Genomic DNA, 19,839 nt, shown 5'->3' with positions numbered 1-19,839 from the left:
CTGTAAAGAAATCATTACGGAATCGGGCGTTCTGGGCACTGAATGCGTAGTGCTTGGCGAGCTGTAAGGAAAAGCTTCCGACACGCGCTGGATAAGTCGGCCTGCGAGGCTCTGGTCCGCTTGTTCCGGGGCGCCAAGGCAGGTGTGATGCACACCTGCCTGCGTACAGGTGCATAACAAGAAGGAGGCGCAATGAACGCCGTAACCGACTTTCACCGACACCCTTCGAAGGGCGATGGTCATCGCACCTTCATTGACGGCCGCACGCGGCCCGTCCAACTTTCCGCCGTCGATGCCGAGCATCGAGCTGGCCCCATGAGATCCCGGTTACCGGCACGCTGAAACAGCGGTGTCTGGCGGCAGGGGGTCAGGGGTGTACAATGCGCGGCGTTTTAACTGTGACCCAACTGCGTACCCGCGCATTTTGCGCCCGGGCAGCCGTTTTCAGCTTGTCTGCGCGTTGCTGAAAACACCTCTGCCGGGCCAATAAACTCAAGGTTATCCACCTTGTTCACTCCGCCGCGTCACGAGCGTGGTGGGTTCGATTTCGTCACAGATAAAAACAAACAGGTGACGCATGACCGTTAAAGAAACGCTGAACTTCTGGTGCCTGCGCTGGGATTTGATCCGTGCCGCTTAAGCCTTGACCGGGCGGCAACGTCTTGCATACATCATCAAACCTTGCGTGAGAACCTTTTCATGAGTGGACAAAACTCGCATTCGGGCGAGCTGAAACGCGGCCTGAAAAATCGTCATATTCAACTGATCGCCCTGGGCGGTGCGATTGGAACCGGTTTGTTCCTGGGCTCGGCCGGGGTGCTCAAATCCGCCGGCCCGTCGATGATCCTCGGTTACGCCATCTGCGGTTTCATCGCCTTCATGATCATGCGCCAACTGGGCGAAATGATCGTCGAAGAGCCCGTGGCCGGTTCCTTCAGCCACTTTGCGCACAAGTACTGGGGTGGTTTTGCCGGTTTCCTCTCCGGCTGGAACTGCTGGATCCTCTACATCCTGGTGGGCATGTCGGAGCTGACTGCCGTCGGCAAGTACGTGCACTACTGGTGGCCGGAAGTACCGACCTGGGCTTCGGCTGCAGTGTTCTTCGTGATGATCAATGCGATCAACCTGGCCAACGTCAAGGTCTTCGGCGAAGCCGAGTTCTGGTTCGCGATCATCAAGGTGGTGGCGATCGTCGGCATGATTGCCCTGGGCAGTTACCTGCTGGTCAGCGGTAACGGCGGCCCACAGGCCTCAGTGAGCAACCTCTGGGAGCATGGCGGCTTTTTCCCTAATGGCGTCAGTGGCCTGGTGATGGCGATGGCGATCATCATGTTCTCGTTTGGTGGCCTGGAAATGCTCGGTTTCACCGCAGCTGAGGCCGACAAGCCGAAAACCGTGATCCCCAAGGCGATCAATCAGGTGATCTACCGCATCCTGATTTTCTACATCGGCGCCCTGGTGGTGCTGCTGTCGCTGACCCCGTGGGACAGCCTGCTGGTGTCCCTGAACGCGTCCGGCGATGCCTATAGCGGCAGCCCGTTCGTCCAGGTGTTCTCGATGCTCGGCAGCAACACCGCGGCGCATATTCTCAACTTCGTGGTCCTGACCGCGGCGCTGTCGGTGTACAACAGCGGCACCTACTGCAACAGCCGCATGCTGCTGGGCATGGCCGAGCAAGGCGATGCGCCCAAAGCCCTGGCCAAGATCGACAAGCGTGGTGTACCGGTGATGTCGATCCTCGCCTCGGCGGTGGTGACTTTTATCGCCGTCGTGCTCAACTACCTGATTCCTCAGCATGCCCTGGAGCTGCTGATGTCCCTGGTGGTGGCAACCCTGGTGATCAACTGGGCGATGATCAGCTACTCGCACTTCAAGTTCCGCCAGCACATGGACCGTACCGGCCAGACCTCGCTGTTCAAGGCCCTGTGGTACCCCTACGGCAACTACATCTGCCTGGCGTTCGTGGTGTTCATCCTTGGCATCATGCTGCTGATTCCGGGCATCCAGATCTCGGTGTACGCGATCCCGGTGTGGGTGGTGTTCATGTGGGTCTGCTATGTCATCAAGAACAAGCGCAGTGCCCAGCATGCGCTGCAGGCGGCCAGCGCTTCGCTGAAGTAAGCGCGACCCCGGCAATGACAGACCCGGCTCCGGCCGGGTTTTTCATGCGTGTAATCTTTGTGGGGGCTGAGACCGCCTTCCAAGCTATTTTTGATGTGCTTCAAAAAACGCAAGGTACTTAGGGGCGTATTCCTTGAAGGCTCTATCCTTGCCTTTTTCATATGCCTTTAGAAAAAATTCAAAGATTTATCTTCTTCGCCAAGCTCAAAGTGTATTTTTCCTAGATCTATTAGTTCTGAGGTTCCGGCGTCAGGGATGTTGCATTTGAAAATATCTTCTGCCCATTTTTTTGCAGTTTGATAATCGCCTAATTGAATATGCATTTCGTAAATGCAGTTAATCAGCCGTCGTGCTTCTTCTGTTTGGTGTTTTTCGGGTTTCAATGCGTCCATGTCTTTCCAAGTCGATAGGTATATCTCTAGTGCCTCCTGAGGCTTGCCTTGATTCTCTAGCAGGTTGCCCACCTCGATTTTACTGACGATCGACAAATTTAAGTTGCTCACGGCTCAGGGTTCCTATGGCAAAAGTGCAGGTCAATAGGTGGGCCCGAGAGGCGCGCCCTACGAGTGATTAATTGAATAGTGGTCCAGGTCGCGCTGATCCAGGGTTATTTTTTTGGAAAAATTTTATGTATGCTCCCGTCCGGCAGGATCTCGGTAATAATCACTCCATTACTGGCATGGTTTAATTGATAGAATCGGTGTGCAATGATTTCATCTGTTAGCCATGATCTTTGGTTTATTGTGGTGATTTTGTTGTTTTGGTAGTTGTAGTCTAGTTCTGTGTATTCGCCGCGGCGGTTAAAAAGGTATGAATTTGTTGTTGTGCTATTTTCGAGCTTTGCCCACTTCACAAAATTCAGGTTGGCTTCTGTGTCGCTGTCTCGGGAACTGCCAAAGGCAAATTCAATTGCGTGATCTGGCTGATAAATAAAAAACCGTTGATAGACCAGCCAGTACCCCTCTCTTGAGTTGTATTCTGCATATTCTGTTTCGCTAATTATTTCCCCATGCTTTTCTAGGTGGTAACACTGTTTGTTGTTCCCCGGTTCTGACTCCTTTTTTAACATTCTTCCTGCTTTGTGGCCAAGTAACTCTGCATTGTAAGGGAGTAAGTCATAGGCTGGCATTACTCCGGTTCCCCATTGGGTTGATGTTGATTCTTGCTTTGTTCGTTTTAAAAATTCTGGATACTTGTTTCTGTTGTCTTCAAATAATGACTGTAAAGTATCTTTCATTGCGATTCCTTGCTTCGCGGCAATACGGGTTTTTCCGTTATTACGTTGTTCTTGGGGTTTGGCTGGCCCTGTCTTGGATTCAATTGAGTTAGACATGACAATAGGCTGAGCATTGTGCACAGCTCTTGATGCGCCACCTAGACTTCTTGCAAGGCAGAACTACAGCTCTCCCCACCGACCAATCTAACCCAGCGCATTCGGCGCATGCCGATAGGGATTATCCTCACCCATCAACTTCATGCATCCTGCGTGGTGAACCTCCCTGCTTCGTGTGTTCAGGGTTGTTCTCGACGCGGGCCTGTGGGGCTTAGCTACCGGGTTCGTAGATGTAGAGGCTGCGACGGTCGACGTGTTGTTCCTGGAGCAGGCGCAGGCCTTGCCAGGATTGGGCGTGGATAAGGCGGGTTCAACTGTGGTAGTGGAACCGTTACATTGTGCCGCTCGCGCTGATTTTTCGCTGAGGGTGACCCTGTCGTCAAGACTTTCGGCAGGAACAAAGAATAGATGATTAATCAGCCATGGATTGTAGTTCTGATAGCGGTGCCGAGTATAAAATACGCTCACCTCCAGTATTGATTCTTGTTGTGATGACTAGTTTTTCATCTTCAATGAGAATGTCTTTAAATCTGTAATGGAAGGCCACTTCGTCTGGAGGTGTGATGAGAATCACGCGCTCGAATACAGTTCTTTCTTTCTTGGATGCATGTAGCTTGAGTTTGAATTCGTCAAGTGTCATGGAACAGTCGAGTCGGCATCTTATTCCAATGTGGCGGAAATTTTTATCTTTAAATACCCATTCGTTGCGCAGTCCACCGGCTTTGAAGTCGTCAAGCCATTCAAGTAGGTGGTCAAGCGGGATGTCAAACGCTGATGAGGCTTTTTTTAGTCCATCAATCAGTAGGTCTATGTAATATCTGGCAAGTAGCTCTTTAGGGGTTGATCGGCAGTGGTCTATGTCAAAGCCGATCGGCACAGCAAGAGCGTTCGTGGATGCTACATACATTTCGTTTTGTGGGTTGCTATATCCTATGATGCAGATTTTATTGAATTTTTCAGAGTTGAATTTTAATGAGGAGAGTTGTCGTTCAAGATAGTTGCAGATGTGGCGTGTTTGATCCCTGATGATGGAAGTGTCTTTTGCACGATTGTGAAACTCTACGAGGTCAGGGTAGAGATAGATTTGTTTTAATATCATGGGTGGTGCTGCCTCAAAGGATCAAGTGTATGAAGTTGAGTGTCAACGGCTTAACCTAGAGCAGCTAAAGCGCATTCTTTCTAAACGCTGATCCATGCCTGGTAAACAGGCATTCAGCGCTGTGTATTTATCTGATAAGTCACTGCAGTTCCACCAACGTCCAGTGCCGTGATGCTCTGTCCTTCTAATCGCCGTCCCTCCACCTCACGCTCACCTGAATCAAAATTCGCCACCAGCCGCGTCCCATCGGCAAACGTGGTTTGCTGGAGCAGCCGATCTTCGCTCAACCACCGAAAATCCGTCATTGCCTGTGTTGCCAGACGCTCATGCAGTGGCCGGAAAAACCCATCCTGGCGAACCATCGCCGGTAACCGTTGTTGCAATGTGTCGGCGCTCAGGTGATACAGCGGCGGCACGTTATAGAGCAACTGAGTCAGCTCACTCTCGGTTCGCACGTTGCTCAGTTTCAGGCTGTCGAACAACCAGTGATGCGTGGTGATCACCGAGCCGTGGAACACCGCCTGATACAGCGGCAACCGCGTCTGTGGGGCAAAGTGCACGGTGCGATAGGGTTCCTTGAGCGGCACGGTCTTGAAGAACACCTGAGGTTTTTCGTTGGGAAACCAGCGCCCCAGGTAATAGGGCGATTGGGGATTTTGGCTCATGTCCGGATCCCCCCAGCCGATCACCGGTGTCTGCATGCCATGGGCAAACAGCACGCCCCGGGCCGTGGTGGCATTGCCATCCTCGGATCCAGCAGGCAACCGCAGCGTCTCGTTCAGCCAGCGCGAGGCGTCGATGTTGCCCTCGGCGTTTTGGGCTTGGGTCATGGAGGCGCTGAGACGATAGCTGTCAAATACCATGCCTGTGGCGTAGGCGTCGAGAAACCAGCTATTGAACCCGGCCTTGGCCTGCACGGCTTTGATTCGGGCCTCAAGTAATGGCCGCACACAACGTGGATCGGTGTAATGCCCGGACTGCTGGAAACCACTTTTGAACGCGCCGCCGTTCAAGATAATCGCACACTCAGTGTTGGCCCGTGAGCCGAGGTGCGCGGTGCTCCAGTCCGGGTTTTCAGTGGCGCTCAACGCGGTTTCGTAAGAGTCGTAAGGCGCCACCAGATACCCGGCCGCCACACCTTGGCGTACCGCTTCGGGATGCCAGAGTCCGCCCTCCCAACCCTCGCCGAGGCCTAGCCACAAGCGTGACAACCCCGCGGTTTGCAACTGCTCGAACGTTTTTGGCGTCAACGTGCTGCCCCAGCGTTCTGGGGAGGCCGTCAGCGCCTTGTCGAAGACTGTTGCCACTTGCGTGCGCAATCGGCCATAACCCTCGGCGAGTTTTTGCATGTCCGGTTCGGCGACCATCTGCCAACCGCTCCGCGCCTTGGTGTTAAGCGCGCTATTTAGGTTGCGCAGCAAGGTGGTTTGTTCATAGCGATCCAGCGTTGCTTGCTCCTTGGTCAGGAGCTTGCGAGTTTCAGCATCAAAGCTGCCGCGCAACTCGCTAACCAACGCACCGTTGCCCCGCAACAGCTTCAACAGCGCAGGCCAACTGCGCACATCATCCGGTCCGAGTAGGTCGCTGCCCCACAGATACACGTGACTGGCTCCCAGCAGTTTTTTCGCCTCTGGGGTTTTCAGAAATTTATCTTCAAGGGATTCGTATTGCCCGTTGTCTCTCAGCCATTGCCGATAGCGCTTGGCACCCGCCAGCGGATTAGCATCGCCCAACGATAACTTGAAGGTCAGCGGTGTGCCTGGCGCAAGCGAAGTGAATTCATGACGGGCTGCCAACCCCAGGGCCTTACCATCGGTGCTGAAGGTCAGGTGATTGTTGTACGGGTTGGTCAGCAGCCAGTTCAGGGTGAGGCTGCCGTGATCAACGCCCCATAGCGGAAGGCTCAGATCCTGGGTGGTATTGAGTTCACCTTGATCGAGCAGAAAGTCTTGCCACAACGCATCCCCCGCCGGCACGTAATGCCCCTCGGCCAATGGCCAGATCAAGCCTTTGCCCATGGCGCTACCAGGTTGATTGAGGAAACCTAGTTCACCGGGATCGCGGGCGGTGATGGATAGCGACAGATCGCGTTGATCGAGGCTGGCGCTCAGCACCCAGGCGCCGTTGTCCCATTGCCAGTCGATCCGGCTGGGCGTTTGAACGAGGTCGTTGACGGTGTGTGCGTTGACCCCGGCGGAGGCTTGTATGGTCGGGCTCTGTGTCGGTGTTACCTGGATTGCCAGCGTCGCGGGGTCGATTTCAACGCGCCAGAGCAGGTTTTCCAGCACGGCGTTGGCGATGGCCCAAGGCGAGAGCATTGCGGCAGCGATTAGGAGTGCAACGCGCAGGCAGCGATGCTGGGATGGCATAGGGTTGTCCCTTCTGCGATAAAAAAGCGGGGAGGGTAATGCAATCGGGTAGCTGCGTCGTACGGTAAATGTTGCAAGGTTGTTCGGTGTTCTAAAACCAAGGTTCGCAAGGTGTAAGCGTCAGGCGAACATGCCTGCGTAGTTAAACGGGCGCTCACTTGTACGATAGCAATTCAATAACCTCATTCGCTCGCTGCGTCTCCTGTTTTGAGCCAGCAGAAAAGTTCCTCGTCGGTACATATAGGGGTATATGTTCGGAAATGGCATACATAACGCCAGTTCGTTGGATTTTTATCTGCAGTCAATCAAGCGTCATTGCAGGCAGAGTTATCTCCCTTTGCCAAAGCATCCAGGTGGCGCCCCTAATTGCTCCAGGGCTGCGCGTTTTCCGGTCAGTAGCTATAGCGGTCGTGGTGTTTGGGCTGTATGCCACTACGTTCATGTGACAGCCGCCGAGCAGGCACTTCGGTACTGATGCCGGGCGGGCTATCAAGATTTCAGCGCTGACGCGGACGTTACTGTATGTGAATAGACGAATTTTGCCTGACGCCGCAAGCTCGCGGCACTAGCCGTTTATGAACCCAGCTGTTTGCGTTCGAGTGTTAGGGAGCCTTTGCCACGGGTTTCGACAGGTTCGGATGTCTTGCCTCTGACGTTGTAGGCTTCCTTTTCTGTCAGTCGAATGCGCTTGGCCATTTCTCCCGTTTATTTCCCGTTTTGCCTTAAAAGTCACGTTGTATAGTGAAGCACTGAAACAACGGAAGAACTCCTATGGCCCTAATAATAAAGGGCTTTATGGATGCTTGGATATTTTAGGAGTCGCTATGAGAGTGCAATGCTGAGGGTTTCCAACAACGTGCATCTGCCGGATGCCGAGATCGAATTGACGGCCATCCGCGCCCAGGGTGCCGGTGGGCAGAACGTCAACAAAGTGTCTAGCGCGGTGCACCTGCGCTTCGACATTCCGGCTTCGTCCTTGCCGCCTTTCTATAAGGAGCGGTTGCTGGAGCTGCGCGACAGCCGTATCACCAGTGACGGCGTGATCATCCTCAAGGCCCAGCAATACCGCACCCAGGAGCAGAACCGCGCCGATGCCTTGGCGCGCCTCGTCGAGCTGATTCTCTGCGCCATCAAGGTGGAAAAGAAACGCCGTCCCACCAAGCCGACCCTAGGCTCGAAGAAGCGTCGCCTGGAGACCAAGGCCAAGCGCGGCAACATCAAGGCCGGTCGCGGCAAGGTGGATTTCTAGTGCACTTCGCGGTCCCTGCGCAGCTTGGGGGCCTGGCGATACAGGTACAGGCTCAGCACCAGACCGCTGCAGGCCGCAATGGCGGCGAACAGAAAGATCGAGGCAAAACCGAAGCCGGCGGCAATCGCCCCGGCCAGCGGCCCAGTGATGCCCAATGACAGGTCGATGAACAGCGAATAGGCGCCCACTGCTGCACCACGGCTGGAGGCGGGCACCAGATTCACCGCTTCCACGCCCAGGGCCGGGAACACCAGGGAGAAGCCGAAACCGCTCAAGGCTGCACCGGCCAGCGCCCAGTGCGCATCGGGGGCCTGCCACAGCAGCAACAGGCCGAGGGTTTCCACCGACAGGCAGGCGATCGCCACGCGAAAGCCGCCAAGGCGATTGATCAGGTTGCCGAACAGCAGGCGCGCGCCGATGAAGCTGGCGCCGAACAGGCTCAGGCACAGTACTGCGTCGGCCCAGTGCTGGGTGGCGTAATACAGGGTGATAAAGGTGGCGATGGTGCCGAACCCTATGGAGCCCAGCGCCAGGCCGCAACCGTGGGGGAAAACCTTGCCCAGTACGTGGATGAACGGCAGGCGTTCACCGGCAACGATGGGCGCGGCAAGTTTCGGCCAGGCCAGCAACAGACCGATCAGCGCCAGCAGGATGATGCTCGCGCCCATGCTCCACAGCCCCAGGCGATTGACCAGCAGTACCCCCAGCGGCGCGCCGACGGCCAGCGCGCCGTAGCTGGCGATGCCGTTCCAGGAGATCACTTTGGCGGTGTTTGGTGCTCCGACCCGGCCGATCCCCCAGCCGATAGCGCCCGAGCCCACCAGGCTTTCCGCGCTACCCAGTACCAGGCGACCAATCAGCAGGCTGATCAGGCTCAGGGTCGGTACGCTCTGCAGCCAGGCCGAGAGCAGCATGAATACTCCACTCAGGCCGCAGCCGGCCAAGCCGTACATCACTGCGCGCTTGCTGCCCAGGTTGTCGATGATGCGTCCGGCATAGGGGCGGCTGAGCAAGGTCGCCAGGTATTGCACGCTGATCACCAGGCCGGCGATCACCGCACCGAAACCCAGGTCGCTGTGGACGTAGCCCGGCAATACTGCCAGGGGAATGCCGATATTCAGGTAGCCGATAAAAGTGAACAAGACGATGGAGACGACTTGTATCGTGACCACTGAAGGGAGTGGGGTATCTGGCATGGGGGGTGGGTCCACTGCGACAGCTGAATAGATAGGCTGCTTATGATACCGATGTGGGCCGGGATGCAGGGGGAGAAATCGGCGCGTTGTGCAGATCTTTACCTGCTCTGGCGCAGGCTCAGGCGTCTTTGGCACCGAGCAGTTGCGTGGTGACCAAGGCGGCCAGGGCGTTTTCCTGGGTGCCGAAGCGGGCGAGCAGGATTGCCTGTTTTTCCGCGCTGAGACGATTCCACACCGCGATCATCTGCTCTGCAGTGCCGATCAGTACGCTGGCTTGGGTTTCGCTGAAGGAGTCGGTCATGGTTCGGTGGGGCTCGGGGGAGGTTTCAGGCGGTGTGGAAAGCGCTTGAGTAGCGCTTTCCACACGGTCTGGTTGCTGCTCTATCAGCTTTCGCTGTCGGCCTTGCGGCTGTCGGCGGCTTCTTTCGCTACAGGCTTTTCAGCACTGGCTTGTGGCGGGGTTGTCTGCTCAGTTTCGTGCAGGCTTGGGAAGGGGAGATTCGGAATCTCATGCATGTCGTTGCTCCTCGCAAAGTCTGTTTTTTAAATCGCTGGGTAGATCCGCGCTTTTAAAAAGCTTGGGCAGGATACAGCAGTACAAATGACAGAAAGATGTTTATTTCCCTCGATCGATGCTCGTTGGTCTGAACCCTTGGTGCTGCATCCGACGGGGACACTGCTTCACGGTCCCGGCAGCAGTGGCTCGGCGCAACGCTGGAAACGGCGTTGCGTCGAGCGTCGCGGCTAGGGTTGGGGCGGGTTGACGATGATCTTGCCGACCATCTGTGGGTGCAGGGCGCAAAAGTATTCATAGGTGCCCGGGGTATCGAACACATAGGAAAAGCTGTCGTTGGTGTCCAGTGCCGCGGAGCGGAACAGCTTGTGGGTCTCCACCACGGTGTGGGGTATCTGGTCGTCATTGACCCAGGTGACCTGGGTGCCGGCCGTCACTTGCACATCCTTGGGGTTGTACATGAACTCGCGGATATCGATCTTCACTTCCTGGGCCCAGGCCGGCGTTGCCAGGCAGCCCAGCAGCAAGAGTTGCAGGAGCATCTTCATCGGGCCGGCACCTTCAGATCAGGGTGGAATCGAGCAGGGCCAGCGGGTGTTCGCCCTGGGTGGCCAGGACATCGGTGATGCCCAGGTAGTTGCGCAACTGGTCGGCGGCCACGGTCATCGGGCCGGGGTTGGGCGCGGCTCCCGGCGCCGGTTGCGGATAGGCGGTGCCGCGGGCGGTGTGAAAGGTGATGTTGCCCTCGACCTTCTGGATAACCTGGTGGATATGGCCGTTGAGGATGGTCACCGAGCCATAGCGGCGTAGCAGGGCGATGGCCTGGTCGCCGTCCTCGGTGCCCCAGCCCCAGGGCTGGTAGATGGTCCACAGGGGGATATGGGTGAACACCACGATGGGCGTGCTGCTGGTCACTGCCCGCAAGTCGTCCGCCAGCCAGGCGAGCTGCTCGGCCCCCAGGTTGGCTTCATGGCCGGCCTGGAAGTTGAAGACATTCACCAGGGCGACAAAGTGCACGCCCTGCTGGTCGAAGCTGTACCAGCCGTTGCCTTTGGTGCCTTTGCCGTAACGTTGCAGATACAACTGGCCGGCCCCTTCATCGAGGGTGTCGTGCTCGCCCGGCACATAGTGCACGGTCGCGGGCAGGCCCTTGAGCAGTTGTGCGGCGGTATCGAACTCCGCAGGTCTGGAGAGGTGGGTGATGTCTCCCGTATGCAGGATCAGCGAGGGCGGCTTGGGCAGGGCAAGCACTTTGTCGATGGCTACCTGCAGGGTTTTCGCCGGCTCGGGGTTGGCCTCTTTGTTGAAACCGATGTGTGAGTCGCTGATCTGCACAAAGTGGAAGCTGCTGTTCAGTGCGGCGGGATCGGATGGTTGGCCGTTCTGATCCAGGGCGAAGGCCCGTGGAATTCCCCCGCTCAACGCCCAGATGACCCCGGCACCGGCCCAGGCCGAGCATTTGAGCAGGGTGCGGCGATCAGGGTTCTGCGGGCCATCGGTGGGTTGGCTCGGCGATGTGGCGTGAGTATCCATGGGGGCGCCCTCGGTAGCGGTCTACAGTGATTGAGCTGACATCTGTAAAACCGTGCGGTGAAGGGCTTTATTCCGAAAGAACAGATTTTATTTCGGGAATAAAACCCGGTTTTTTACCGTTGTAGGGTGCAAAGGAAATGGAGCCACCATGACGCGATTCGAGGAATTGTTCCTGCCGCATCTGAATGCGGCCTATAACCTCGCGCGCTGGCTCACCGACAACGACAGTGCGGCCCAGGACGTGGTGCAGGAGAGCGCCTACAGGGCGGTGAAATTTCTCCATCGTTTCGACGGTGGCAACCCCAAGGCCTGGTTTCTGACCATTGTCCGCAACGAAAGCTACAACTGGCTCAAGGCGTCGTCCCGCCATGGCACCGTGGTCTTCGATGAGGCGGGCCTGGAGGATGAACCGGCGCTGTCCGATGGGCGAACGCCGGAATGGCAGCTCATCCAGGGGCAGGAGGTCGAACGGCTGCAGCAGGCGCTCCTGGCCCTGGCTCCGGCCTTTCGTGAGGTGATAGTGCTCAAGGAGTTGGAAGACATGGCCTACAAGGACATTGCGAGGATCGTCGACATTCCTTTAGGGACGGTGATGTCGCGCCTGGCCCGGGCCCGGGCCATGCTGCGGCTGCAACTGCAGAAGTCCTGCTCATCATGAATGACATCGGCTGCAAGTCTTGCGGTGAATGGCTGCACGGCTACCTCGACAACGAGCTGGAAGTGAACGCGGCCGCCGAGGTGGCGGAGCATCTGCGGCATTGTGCCGAGTGTGCGCGGCAGTGCGCTGACGCTCGGCGCCTGATTGCTCAGGTCAAGGCGCATGCGCCCTATCATCTTGCGCCAGCTGCCCTGAGCCAGCGGGTGCGGGCCAGTGTCGCGGCACCTGTGGCGCAACAAGGCGGGTTGTTGCAGGGGCTGTTAGGAAGGGGCGGTGCCCGTTGGCTGGCGCCGGGGTTTTCAGCGTTGGCGCTGGTCTTGTCCGTGGTGCTTTACCTGGCGGCGCCTTCCAGTGAGCGTCCGTGGCTGGACGAGGCGGTGTCGAGCCATGTGCGTTCGCTCATGGTTGATCATTTGAATGATGTGGCGTCCTCGGACCGGCATACGGTCAAGCCCTGGTTCACTGGCAAGCTCGACTTTGCCCCACCGGTTTTCGACTTCCGCGAACAGGGTTACCCGCTTTTGGGCGGCCGCCTCGACTACCTGCAGCAGCAAAGCGCCGCAGCCTTGACCTACGGTCATGCTCGGCACCTGATCAATCTGTTCATCTTGCCTACGACGGAGGCGGATGCATCTGCGCAGACGTTGTCTCTGCGTGGCTACAACCTGGTTGCCTGGAGGCACGCTCACCTGCGTTTCATTCTGGTTTCAGACCTTGAGCAAGGCGAGTTGGAGACGCTGGGACAATTGATCCGGCACAGTCTTTGAAAGCCTGTGCGTGAGTGCCTTCGGGGGAGGGTGGGAGCGAAGGGGCGAGTGATCTATTGAGCAACCCCGGCACTTGCACGACGACGCAGATGCCGGGGGGATGCGTAACGGTTGGCTTCAGCCTTTGCAGACGGAGGCGATGGCCGCGGCCAGCAGGTCCAGGCGCGCAGCATCGATTCCGGCCACGTTGGCCCGGCCGGAATTGACCATGTACACGCTGTGCTGCTCACGCAACACCTGCACCTGGGCTGGGCTCAGGCCGGTGTAGGAGAACATTCCGCGTTGCACGCCGATATGCGCGAAGCGCTCGGCGAGGCCATGGGGTTGCAGGGCTTCCACCAGGCCGGCGCGCAGTTGCGCAATGCGTTGGCGCATGGCCTCCACTTCGTCGATCCACAGGCGCTTGAGCTCGGTGTCACCGAGGATGGTGGCAACCACTGCAGCCCCGTGATCCGGAGGTGTGGACCACAGGTTGCGGGCAATGTGGGCCAGTTGGCTGCGCACATCGAGCAGCTTCTCGGCATCCTGGGTGCAGACGATCAGGGCGCCAGTGCGATCACGGTACAGGCCGAAGTTCTTCGAGCAGGAGCTGGTGATCAAGAGTTCCGGCAGTTGCGCCGCGAACAGTCGAACCGCCCAGGCATCCTGCTCCAGGCCGTCGCCGAAGCCCTGGTAGGCGAAGTCGATCAGCGGCAACAGGTTGCGGCTGCGCACCACTTCCAGCACCCGGTGCCAGTCGTCGTGGCTCAGGTCGAAACCGGTGGGGTTGTGGCAGCAGGCGTGCAGCAGTACCACGTCACCCTTGGGCACCTGGTTCAGGGTCGCCAGCATCGCCTCGACGTCGAGGCGGTTGTCGCTGCCCACATAAGGGTAGTGGCTGACCTTGACCCCGGCTGCGGCGAAGATCGTTTCGTGGATCGGCCAGGTCGGGTCGCTCAGCCATACGCCACGGCCTGGCAGGCAGTGGGCGATGAAGTCGGCACTCAGGCGCAGGGCGCCGGTGCCGCCCGGGGTCTGGGTGGCGCCGGCACGTTGCGCGGCGATGAGTGGCGAGTCGCTGCCCAGTACCAGCTCATTGATCACCTTGCCGAAGGCCGGGTCACCGTGGCCACCGATGTAGATCTTGGTGGTCTGGCGGTCCACCAGGCGCTGCTCTGCCAGCTTCACCGATTGTGGAATCGGCGTCAGGCCCTGGGAGTCCTTGTAGACCCCCACGCCGAGGTCGAACTTGTTCGGGTTGGGATCGCTGGCGTAGGCCCCCATCAGGCCGAGAATCGGGTCGCCGGGTACCCGGCCGATGGCGTCGAAATGCATTACTTGCGTCCTTCTGCAGTCTTGGCCACTTCGTCGGTGCGGGCAGCCATGATGAAGTCGTTGCGGTGCAGGCCCTTGATCGAGTGGCTCCACCAGGTCACGGTGACTTTGCCCCATTCGGTGAGCAGGCCCGGGTGGTGGCCTTCGGCCTCGGAAATCTCGCCCATGGCATTGGTGAAGGCCAAGGCAAATTTGAAGTTCTTGAACAGGAAGACTTTTTCCAGCTGCATTACGCCGTCGCGAACTTCGATGTTCCAGTCAGGAATCTGCTTGATCAATACCGGCAGTTCTTCGTCGCTGACCTGGGGGGCATCGGCGCGGCAGGCTTCGCAGTGGGCTTGGTTCAGAGCGGTCATGGTGGGTTCCCGAAATCAATTCTTGTTGGAAGTTACTATCTTTCGCAGCGGCTCGCGAGTGCGAACCGCTTAGGCCGCCTTGGGTTTTGGCGGAAACTTGGGTGCGTGCAGGCCCAGCTGCATGCCTTGGTGGACCAGGGCCATGATGTCTTCATGGGCCAGGTCGAACAGGCGCTTGAGGTTGGGCAGGACGAAATAGACCGGCTGCAGGATGTCGATGCGATATGGCGTGCGCATGGCTTCCAGTGGGTCGAAGGCTTGGTGCTCCGGCTCTGCGGACAGGCTGTACACGGTTTCCTTGGGCGAGGAGAGGATGCCGCCGCCATAAATCCGCTGTCCTTCTGGAGTGTCCATCAGGCCGAACTCGATGGTCATCCAGTACAGGCGCGCCAGGTACACCCGCTCTTCCTTGGTGGCTTGCAGGCCAAGCTTGCCGTAGGTATGGGTGAATTCGGCGAACCAGGGGTTGGTCAGCAGCGGGCAGTGGCCAAAGATCTCGTGGAAGATGTCCGGTTCTTGCAGGTAGTCCAGTTCTTCTCGGGTACGAATGAAGGTTGCCACTGGAAACTGCTTGCTGGCGAGCAATTCGAAAAAGGTCTGGAAGGGGATCAATGCTGGCACCCGGGCCACTTGCCAGCCGGTGGTTTCACCCAGGACCTTGTTGATTTCCGCCAGTTGCGGGATGCGGTCGTGGGGCAGGTCGAGTTTGTCGATGCCGTCCAGGTACTCCTGGCAGGCACGGCCTTCGAGGACCTTCAACTGCCGGGTGATCAGGGTGTTCCATACTGCGTGTTCTTCGGCTGGGTAGTCGATAAAACCTTGCGCGTCGGGCTCGCGGGCCACGTACTGCGTCTGTTTCATGCTGCTCTCCTGCAAGGGGATGCGTTCTTGTTCTGTTGACCGCAGTGTTACCCCGAGGTGCGGCGTTTTGCAGCAGGCAGGGGCGTGTTTTTAGAGAGGCACTGGGGAAGAATTCGTAAAGTATTCGTTACGATCTGCTTCGCGTGCCGTGCTATTGGCTGTTTTTCGGTTTGAAAAAGCCTGAATCCGTCACATAATCTTGACGGTTATCTGCGTCACCCCGCAGAAAATCAGCGACGGCTGGCGTCAAAAACGTCGGTTGTCGGCGTTTATGCCCTCCATTACCTGTTTCGGGCCCCTCTCTATGCGCATCAAAGTTCACTGCCAGAACCGCATTGGCATCCTTCGGGACATCCTCAATCTGCTGGTGGAGTACGGGATCAACGTCGCCCGTGGTGAGGTGGGCGGTGAGCATGGCAATGCCATCTATCTGCATTGTCCTAACCTGATCAATCTGCAGTTCCAGGCGCTGCGGCCCAAGTTCGAATCGATTGCCGGGGTGTTTGGCGTGAAGCGGGTCGGATTGATGCCCAGCGAGCGCCGGCACATGGAACTCAACGCGCTGCTGGGTGCGCTGGAGTTCCCGGTGCTGTCTATCGACATGGGGGGCTCGATCGTTGCCGCCAACCGTGCCGCGGCGCAACTGCTGGGGGTGCGAGTGGATGAGGTGCCAGGAATTCCCCTGTCGCGCTACGCCGAGGATTTCGATCTGCCGGAGTTGGTGCGGGCCAACAAGTCACGGATCAACGGGCTGCGGGTCAAGGTCAAGGGGGATGTGTTCCTGGCGGACATCGCACCGCTGCAATCCGAGCACGATGACAGCGAGGCCATGGCCGGCGCGGTACTGACCCTGCATCGGGCGGATCGGGTGGGCGAGCGTATCTACAACGTGCGCAAGCAAGAGTTGCGGGGCTTCGACAGCATCTTCCAGAGCTCGAAAGTCATGGCTGCGGTGGTGCGTGAAGCCCGGCGCATGGCGCCGCTGGATGCGCCATTGCTGATCGAGGGGGAAACCGGTACCGGCAAAGAGTTGCTGGCCCGTGCCTGTCACCTGGCCAGCCCGCGCGGGCAGTCGCCGCTGATGGCGCTGAACTGCGCCGGGCTGCCAGAGTCCATGGCCGAAACCGAGTTGTTCGGTTATGGCCCCGGGGCGTTTGAAGGGGCGCGAGCGGAAGGCAAGCTCGGGCTGCTGGAGTTGACTGCCGGCGGCACCCTGTTTCTTGATGGGGTAGGGGAGATGAGCCCGCGCTTGCAGGTCAAGTTGCTGCGCTTTCTGCAGGACGGCTGCTTTCGCCGGGTCGGCAGTGATGAAGAGGTGTACCTGGATGTGCGGGTGATCTGTGCGACCCAGGTGGATCTGTCCGAGCTGTGTGCCCGCGGCGAGTTTCGCCAGGACCTCTACCACCGACTGAATGTGTTGTCCCTGCATATTCCGCCGCTGCGCGAATGCCTCGATGGCTTGACGCCGCTGGTGGAGCACTTCCTCGACCAGGCCAGCCGGCAGATCGGCTGCCCGCTGCCGCGGCTGGCGCCGGCGGCGATGGAGCGTCTCAGTCATTACCATTGGCCGGGCAATGTCCGGCAGCTGGAAAATGTGTTGTTCCAGGCGGTATCGCTGTGTGATGGCGGCACGGTCAAGGTCGAGCATATTCGTCTGCCGGACTATGGTGCGCGTCAGCCTCTTGGCGATTTTTCCCTGGAGGGCGGCCTGGAACAGATTGTCGGGCGGTTTGAAAAGGCCGTGCTCGAATGCCTGTATGCCGAGCACCCCAGCAGCCGCCAGTTGGGCAAGCGGCTGGGGGTGTCCCACACCACCATCGCCAACAAATTGCGGGAATACGAAGTCGGCAAGCTGTAGTCACTGCCGCAGGCACATGCCGCGTTCACATCCTGGGTTGCGCATCAGGTCCAGGGTGATGGTGCGGCAGTCCGGAGTGTATCCGGGCCGTTACTTGCCGTTTGCGGCATAAGACCGCCGTTTTTCCGTCTCTCGTGCCAATCCCCGGATTGCTCTCGGACAGGGCAAAGCCTTACCCCGCTTGGTGATCTACCTTCTGGGGGAAAGTTGGTGCGCTTATTGCTTATGGCTTCGCAGTACAGCGGTGGGCGGCAAACGTCCGGCAGACAGAGGAAAGACTGTGGACAAGTACCTTTATGTGGCAATGACCGGCGCCAGCCAGAATGCACTGGCGCAGAAGGCTCATGCCAACAATCTGGCGAACATCTCCACCAATGGTTTTCAGCGTGACCTGGAGCAGGCGCGCTCGATGCCGGTGTTCGGTGACAGCTTTCCGGCGCGGGCTTTTGCCATGGCCGAACGGCCGGCAACGGATTTTTCCCCGGGCTCGTTGGTGGAGACCGGTCGTGACCTGGACGTGGCTGTCAGCGGTAATGGCTGGATTGCCGTACAGAGTCCCGATGGCAGTGAAAGCTATGTGCGCACCGGCAGCCTGAATGTCGACGCCCTGGGTGTCTTGCGTGCCGGTAATGGCATGCCGGTGATGGGCAATGGCGGTCCGATCGCCGTGCCGCCGGAACAGAAAATCGAAGTCGGCCAGGACGGCACTATCAGCATTCGTGCCATGGGCGAAGGCCCGCGGGTCATGGCTGAGGTTGACCGCATCAAGCTGGTCAATCCGGACATCAAGAACCTGACCAAGGGGCTTGATGGTTCGATCAAGACCAAGGATGGCCAGCCGGCGCCGGCCGATGCCAATGTGCAGTTGGTGTCGGGCTTCCTCGAGTCGAGCAACGTCAATGCCGTGCACGAGATGACCGCAGTGCTGGCCTTGTCCCGCCAGTTCGAATTGCACGTGAAGATGATGAACAGCGCCAAAGAAGATGACCAGGCCATGGCTCGGGTCTTGCAAATCAGCTAATTACCAGTACCTGGCGCCGTAAAACAGGCGCAAGAGGAGAATCGAATGCTTCCGGCTCTATGGGTTGCCAAAACCGGTCTGTCCGCTCAGGACACCAACCTGAGTGTTATTTCCAACAACTTGGCGAACGTCTCGACCACGGGTTTCAAACGTGATCGTGCTGAGTTCCAGGACCTGCTGTACCAGATCAAGCGCCAGCCGGGTGCTCAGTCCACCCAGGACAGCGAGCTGCCCACCGGTTTGCAGGTCGGTACCGGTGTGCGCATTGTCGGTACCCAGAAGAACTTCACCGCCGGCAGTCTGCAGACGACCGAGCAGCCTCTGGACCTGGCGATCAATGGCCGTGGTTTCTTCCAGATCCTGCAGCCCGATGGCACTACGTCCTACACCCGTGACGGTACCTTCCACCTCAACGCCAACGGTCAGATCGTCACTGCCAGCGGCTTTGCCCTGGAGCCTGCGATCGTCGTGCCCAACGACGCGCAGACCTTTACCGTAGGCCAGGACGGCACCGTGTCCATCACCATTGCCGGCAACCCGGCTTCCCAGGTGATCGGCAACCTGCAAACCGCCGACTTCATCAACCCGGCCGGCCTGCAGGCCCAGGGCAATAACCTGTTCCTGGAAACCGCCTCCAGCGGTGCGCCGCAAATCGGCAGCCCGGGCCTCAACGGTTTCGGTACCACGCTGCAGAACACTCTGGAAGCATCCAACGTCAGCACCGTTGAGGAGATGGTCAACATGATCACCACTCAGCGTGCCTATGAGATGAACTCCAAGGTGATCTCCACCGCTGACCAGATGCTCTCGTTCGTAACGCAGAAGCTGTAATCAAGTCTTGAGGTCGCTTCGGATGCGAGGCGTACCTGCAACATCGTGAGGAAGGGTCATGAATCGGTTTATTTGTGTTCTAGCGCTGACTGGGAGTGCCGTGCTCGTGGGCTGTGTCGCCCCGCCGCCGAAGCCCAATGACCCTTACTACGCGCCAGTGTTGCCGCGTACACCGCTGCCTTCCGCGTCCAATAATGGTTCGATCTATCAGGCCGGCTTCGAGCAGAACCTGTACGGCGATCGCAAAGCGTTTCGGGTCGGTGACATCATCACCATCACCCTCAACGAGAAGACCGCGGCCAGTAAAGGGGCCAACTCGGCACTGACCAAGACCAGTTCCAATAGCGTTGGCCTGACCTCGCTGTTTGGTGCCGTGCCCAACACCAACAACCCCCTGGGCAGCGGCGACTTGACCCTGAATGCCGGCTACAACGGCAACCGCGCCACCAAGGGCGACAGCAAGGCAGCCCAAAGCAACAGCCTGACCGGTTCGATCACCGTAACTGTGGCCGACGTGTTGCCCAACGGCATCATCGCGGTACGCGGCGAGAAGTGGATGACCCTCAACACCGGCGACGAGTTGGTGCGCATTGCTGGCCTGGTGCGGGCAGACGATATCGCCACTGACAACACGGTGTCTTCGACCCGGGTCGCGGATGCGCGCATCACTTACTCGGGCACCGGTTCGTTCGCCGATGCCAACCAGCCTGGCTGGTTCGACCGTTTCTTCCTCAGTCCGCTGTTCCCTTTCTAGGTGAT

Annotated in this window: 20 protein-coding genes; 8 read left to right on the top strand and 12 right to left on the bottom strand. The window is 58.4% G+C overall.

The features are described 5' to 3' along the window. The first annotated feature begins 699 nt into the window (after positions 1 to 699). Positions 700 to 2,121 carry an amino acid permease gene (locus GV819_RS04235; RefSeq protein WP_161753788.1) on the top strand — a complete coding sequence of 474 codons (1,422 nt, stop codon included), beginning with the start codon at positions 700 to 702 and terminating at the stop codon, positions 2,119 to 2,121. Between the two features lie 167 nt (positions 2,122 to 2,288). On the opposite strand, the gene GV819_RS04230 is transcribed toward GV819_RS04235, so the two are convergent. The 4 genes from GV819_RS04230 to GV819_RS04215 form a co-directional block, all read right to left on the bottom strand. Next, positions 2,289 to 2,624, bottom strand: coding sequence for a hypothetical protein (locus GV819_RS04230; RefSeq protein ID WP_218579745.1), 336 nt, complete (start codon positions 2,622 to 2,624; stop codon positions 2,289 to 2,291). Between the two features lie 104 nt (positions 2,625 to 2,728). After that, positions 2,729 to 3,454 (bottom strand): hypothetical protein, encoded by a 726-nt coding sequence (locus tag GV819_RS04225; RefSeq protein WP_161753787.1) that lies wholly within the window; start codon positions 3,452 to 3,454, stop codon positions 2,729 to 2,731. 412 nt (positions 3,455 to 3,866) lie between these two features. Next, the gene (locus tag GV819_RS04220; RefSeq protein ID WP_161753786.1) at positions 3,867 to 4,553 is read right to left on the bottom strand and encodes a hypothetical protein; all 687 of its coding nucleotides are present in this window, start codon (positions 4,551 to 4,553) and stop codon (positions 3,867 to 3,869) included. A gap of 113 nt (positions 4,554 to 4,666) precedes the next feature. Continuing rightward, positions 4,667 to 6,922: a glycoside hydrolase gene (locus GV819_RS04215; protein ID WP_161753785.1), complete on the bottom strand. Its 2,256-nt coding sequence runs from the start codon at positions 6,920 to 6,922 to the stop codon at positions 4,667 to 4,669. Between the two features lie 835 nt (positions 6,923 to 7,757). Here GV819_RS04215 and arfB point away from each other — a divergent pair. Next, the gene (arfB, locus tag GV819_RS04210; protein WP_161753784.1) at positions 7,758 to 8,171 is read left to right on the top strand and encodes an alternative ribosome rescue aminoacyl-tRNA hydrolase ArfB; all 414 of its coding nucleotides are present in this window, start codon (positions 7,758 to 7,760) and stop codon (positions 8,169 to 8,171) included. Here the strand turns inward: arfB and GV819_RS04205 are convergent. From GV819_RS04205 to GV819_RS04190, 5 genes are all read right to left on the bottom strand, one after another. Continuing rightward, positions 8,168 to 9,367: an MFS transporter gene (locus tag GV819_RS04205; RefSeq protein WP_161753783.1), complete on the bottom strand. Its 1,200-nt coding sequence runs from the start codon at positions 9,365 to 9,367 to the stop codon at positions 8,168 to 8,170. The genes arfB and GV819_RS04205 overlap by 4 nt on opposite strands. Before the next feature lie 118 nt (positions 9,368 to 9,485). Continuing rightward, complete coding sequence (locus GV819_RS04200) at positions 9,486 to 9,668, bottom strand: hypothetical protein (protein ID WP_161753782.1); 183 nt, start codon at positions 9,666 to 9,668, stop codon at positions 9,486 to 9,488. A gap of 83 nt (positions 9,669 to 9,751) precedes the next feature. Further along, positions 9,752 to 9,883, bottom strand: coding sequence for a hypothetical protein (locus GV819_RS33090; protein ID WP_256667335.1), 132 nt, complete (start codon positions 9,881 to 9,883; stop codon positions 9,752 to 9,754). A gap of 228 nt (positions 9,884 to 10,111) precedes the next feature. Then, entirely contained in the window at positions 10,112 to 10,429 is a 318-nt protein-coding gene (locus GV819_RS04195) for a cupredoxin domain-containing protein (protein WP_372242060.1), read from the bottom strand. 13 nt (positions 10,430 to 10,442) lie between these two features. Continuing rightward, positions 10,443 to 11,414, bottom strand: coding sequence for a metallophosphoesterase family protein (locus GV819_RS04190; RefSeq protein WP_161753781.1), 972 nt, complete (start codon positions 11,412 to 11,414; stop codon positions 10,443 to 10,445). Positions 11,415 to 11,562: 148 nt separating this feature from the next. Between GV819_RS04190 and GV819_RS04185 the strand changes: the two genes are divergently transcribed. Further along, the gene (locus tag GV819_RS04185) at positions 11,563 to 12,072 is read left to right on the top strand and encodes a sigma-70 family RNA polymerase sigma factor (protein WP_161753780.1); all 510 of its coding nucleotides are present in this window, start codon (positions 11,563 to 11,565) and stop codon (positions 12,070 to 12,072) included. Next, a complete protein-coding gene (locus GV819_RS04180; protein ID WP_161753777.1) occupies positions 12,069 to 12,839 on the top strand; it encodes an anti-sigma factor family protein in 771 nt (256 codons plus the stop codon). Before GV819_RS04185 ends, GV819_RS04180 begins: the two co-directional genes overlap by 4 nt. Positions 12,840 to 12,956: 117 nt before the next feature. Here GV819_RS04180 and GV819_RS04175 read toward each other — a convergent pair whose 3' ends face one another. The 3 genes from GV819_RS04175 to phhA all read right to left on the bottom strand — a co-directional run bounded on the left by GV819_RS04175 (position 12,957) and on the right by phhA (position 15,370). Next, on the bottom strand, positions 12,957 to 14,153 hold the full coding sequence (locus GV819_RS04175) for an amino acid aminotransferase (protein ID WP_161753775.1): 1,197 nt from the start codon (positions 14,151 to 14,153) through the stop codon (positions 12,957 to 12,959). After that, the gene (locus GV819_RS04170) at positions 14,153 to 14,509 is read right to left on the bottom strand and encodes a 4a-hydroxytetrahydrobiopterin dehydratase (RefSeq protein WP_007930096.1); all 357 of its coding nucleotides are present in this window, start codon (positions 14,507 to 14,509) and stop codon (positions 14,153 to 14,155) included. The genes GV819_RS04175 and GV819_RS04170 overlap by 1 nt, the downstream gene beginning before the upstream one ends. A gap of 69 nt (positions 14,510 to 14,578) precedes the next feature. Then, the gene (gene phhA, locus GV819_RS04165) at positions 14,579 to 15,370 is read right to left on the bottom strand and encodes a phenylalanine 4-monooxygenase (RefSeq protein WP_161753773.1); all 792 of its coding nucleotides are present in this window, start codon (positions 15,368 to 15,370) and stop codon (positions 14,579 to 14,581) included. Positions 15,371 to 15,674: 304 nt separating this feature from the next. Here phhA and GV819_RS04160 point away from each other — a divergent pair, with 304 nt between their 5' ends. The 4 genes from GV819_RS04160 to flgH all read left to right on the top strand — a co-directional run bounded on the left by GV819_RS04160 (position 15,675) and on the right by flgH (position 19,834). After that, positions 15,675 to 17,228: a sigma-54-dependent transcriptional regulator gene (locus GV819_RS04160; protein WP_161753771.1), complete on the top strand. Its 1,554-nt coding sequence runs from the start codon at positions 15,675 to 15,677 to the stop codon at positions 17,226 to 17,228. Positions 17,229 to 17,508: 280 nt separating this feature from the next. Beyond that, the gene (locus GV819_RS04155) at positions 17,509 to 18,249 is read left to right on the top strand and encodes a flagellar basal body rod protein FlgF (protein WP_161753769.1); all 741 of its coding nucleotides are present in this window, start codon (positions 17,509 to 17,511) and stop codon (positions 18,247 to 18,249) included. Positions 18,250 to 18,294: 45 nt separating this feature from the next. Next, complete coding sequence (gene flgG, locus GV819_RS04150) at positions 18,295 to 19,080, top strand: flagellar basal-body rod protein FlgG (protein ID WP_161753767.1); 786 nt, start codon at positions 18,295 to 18,297, stop codon at positions 19,078 to 19,080. Between the two features lie 58 nt (positions 19,081 to 19,138). Next, the gene (gene flgH / locus GV819_RS04145) at positions 19,139 to 19,834 is read left to right on the top strand and encodes a flagellar basal body L-ring protein FlgH (protein ID WP_161753765.1); all 696 of its coding nucleotides are present in this window, start codon (positions 19,139 to 19,141) and stop codon (positions 19,832 to 19,834) included. Positions 19,835 to 19,839 lie beyond the last annotated feature (5 nt).

The sequence above is a fragment of the Pseudomonas sp. Fl5BN2 genome (assembly GCF_009908205.1).
Lineage (GTDB): Bacteria > Pseudomonadota > Gammaproteobacteria > Pseudomonadales > Pseudomonadaceae > Aquipseudomonas.
Note: the sequence above shows the minus strand (reverse complement) of the source record. Positions and strands in the feature narration are given on the sequence as shown.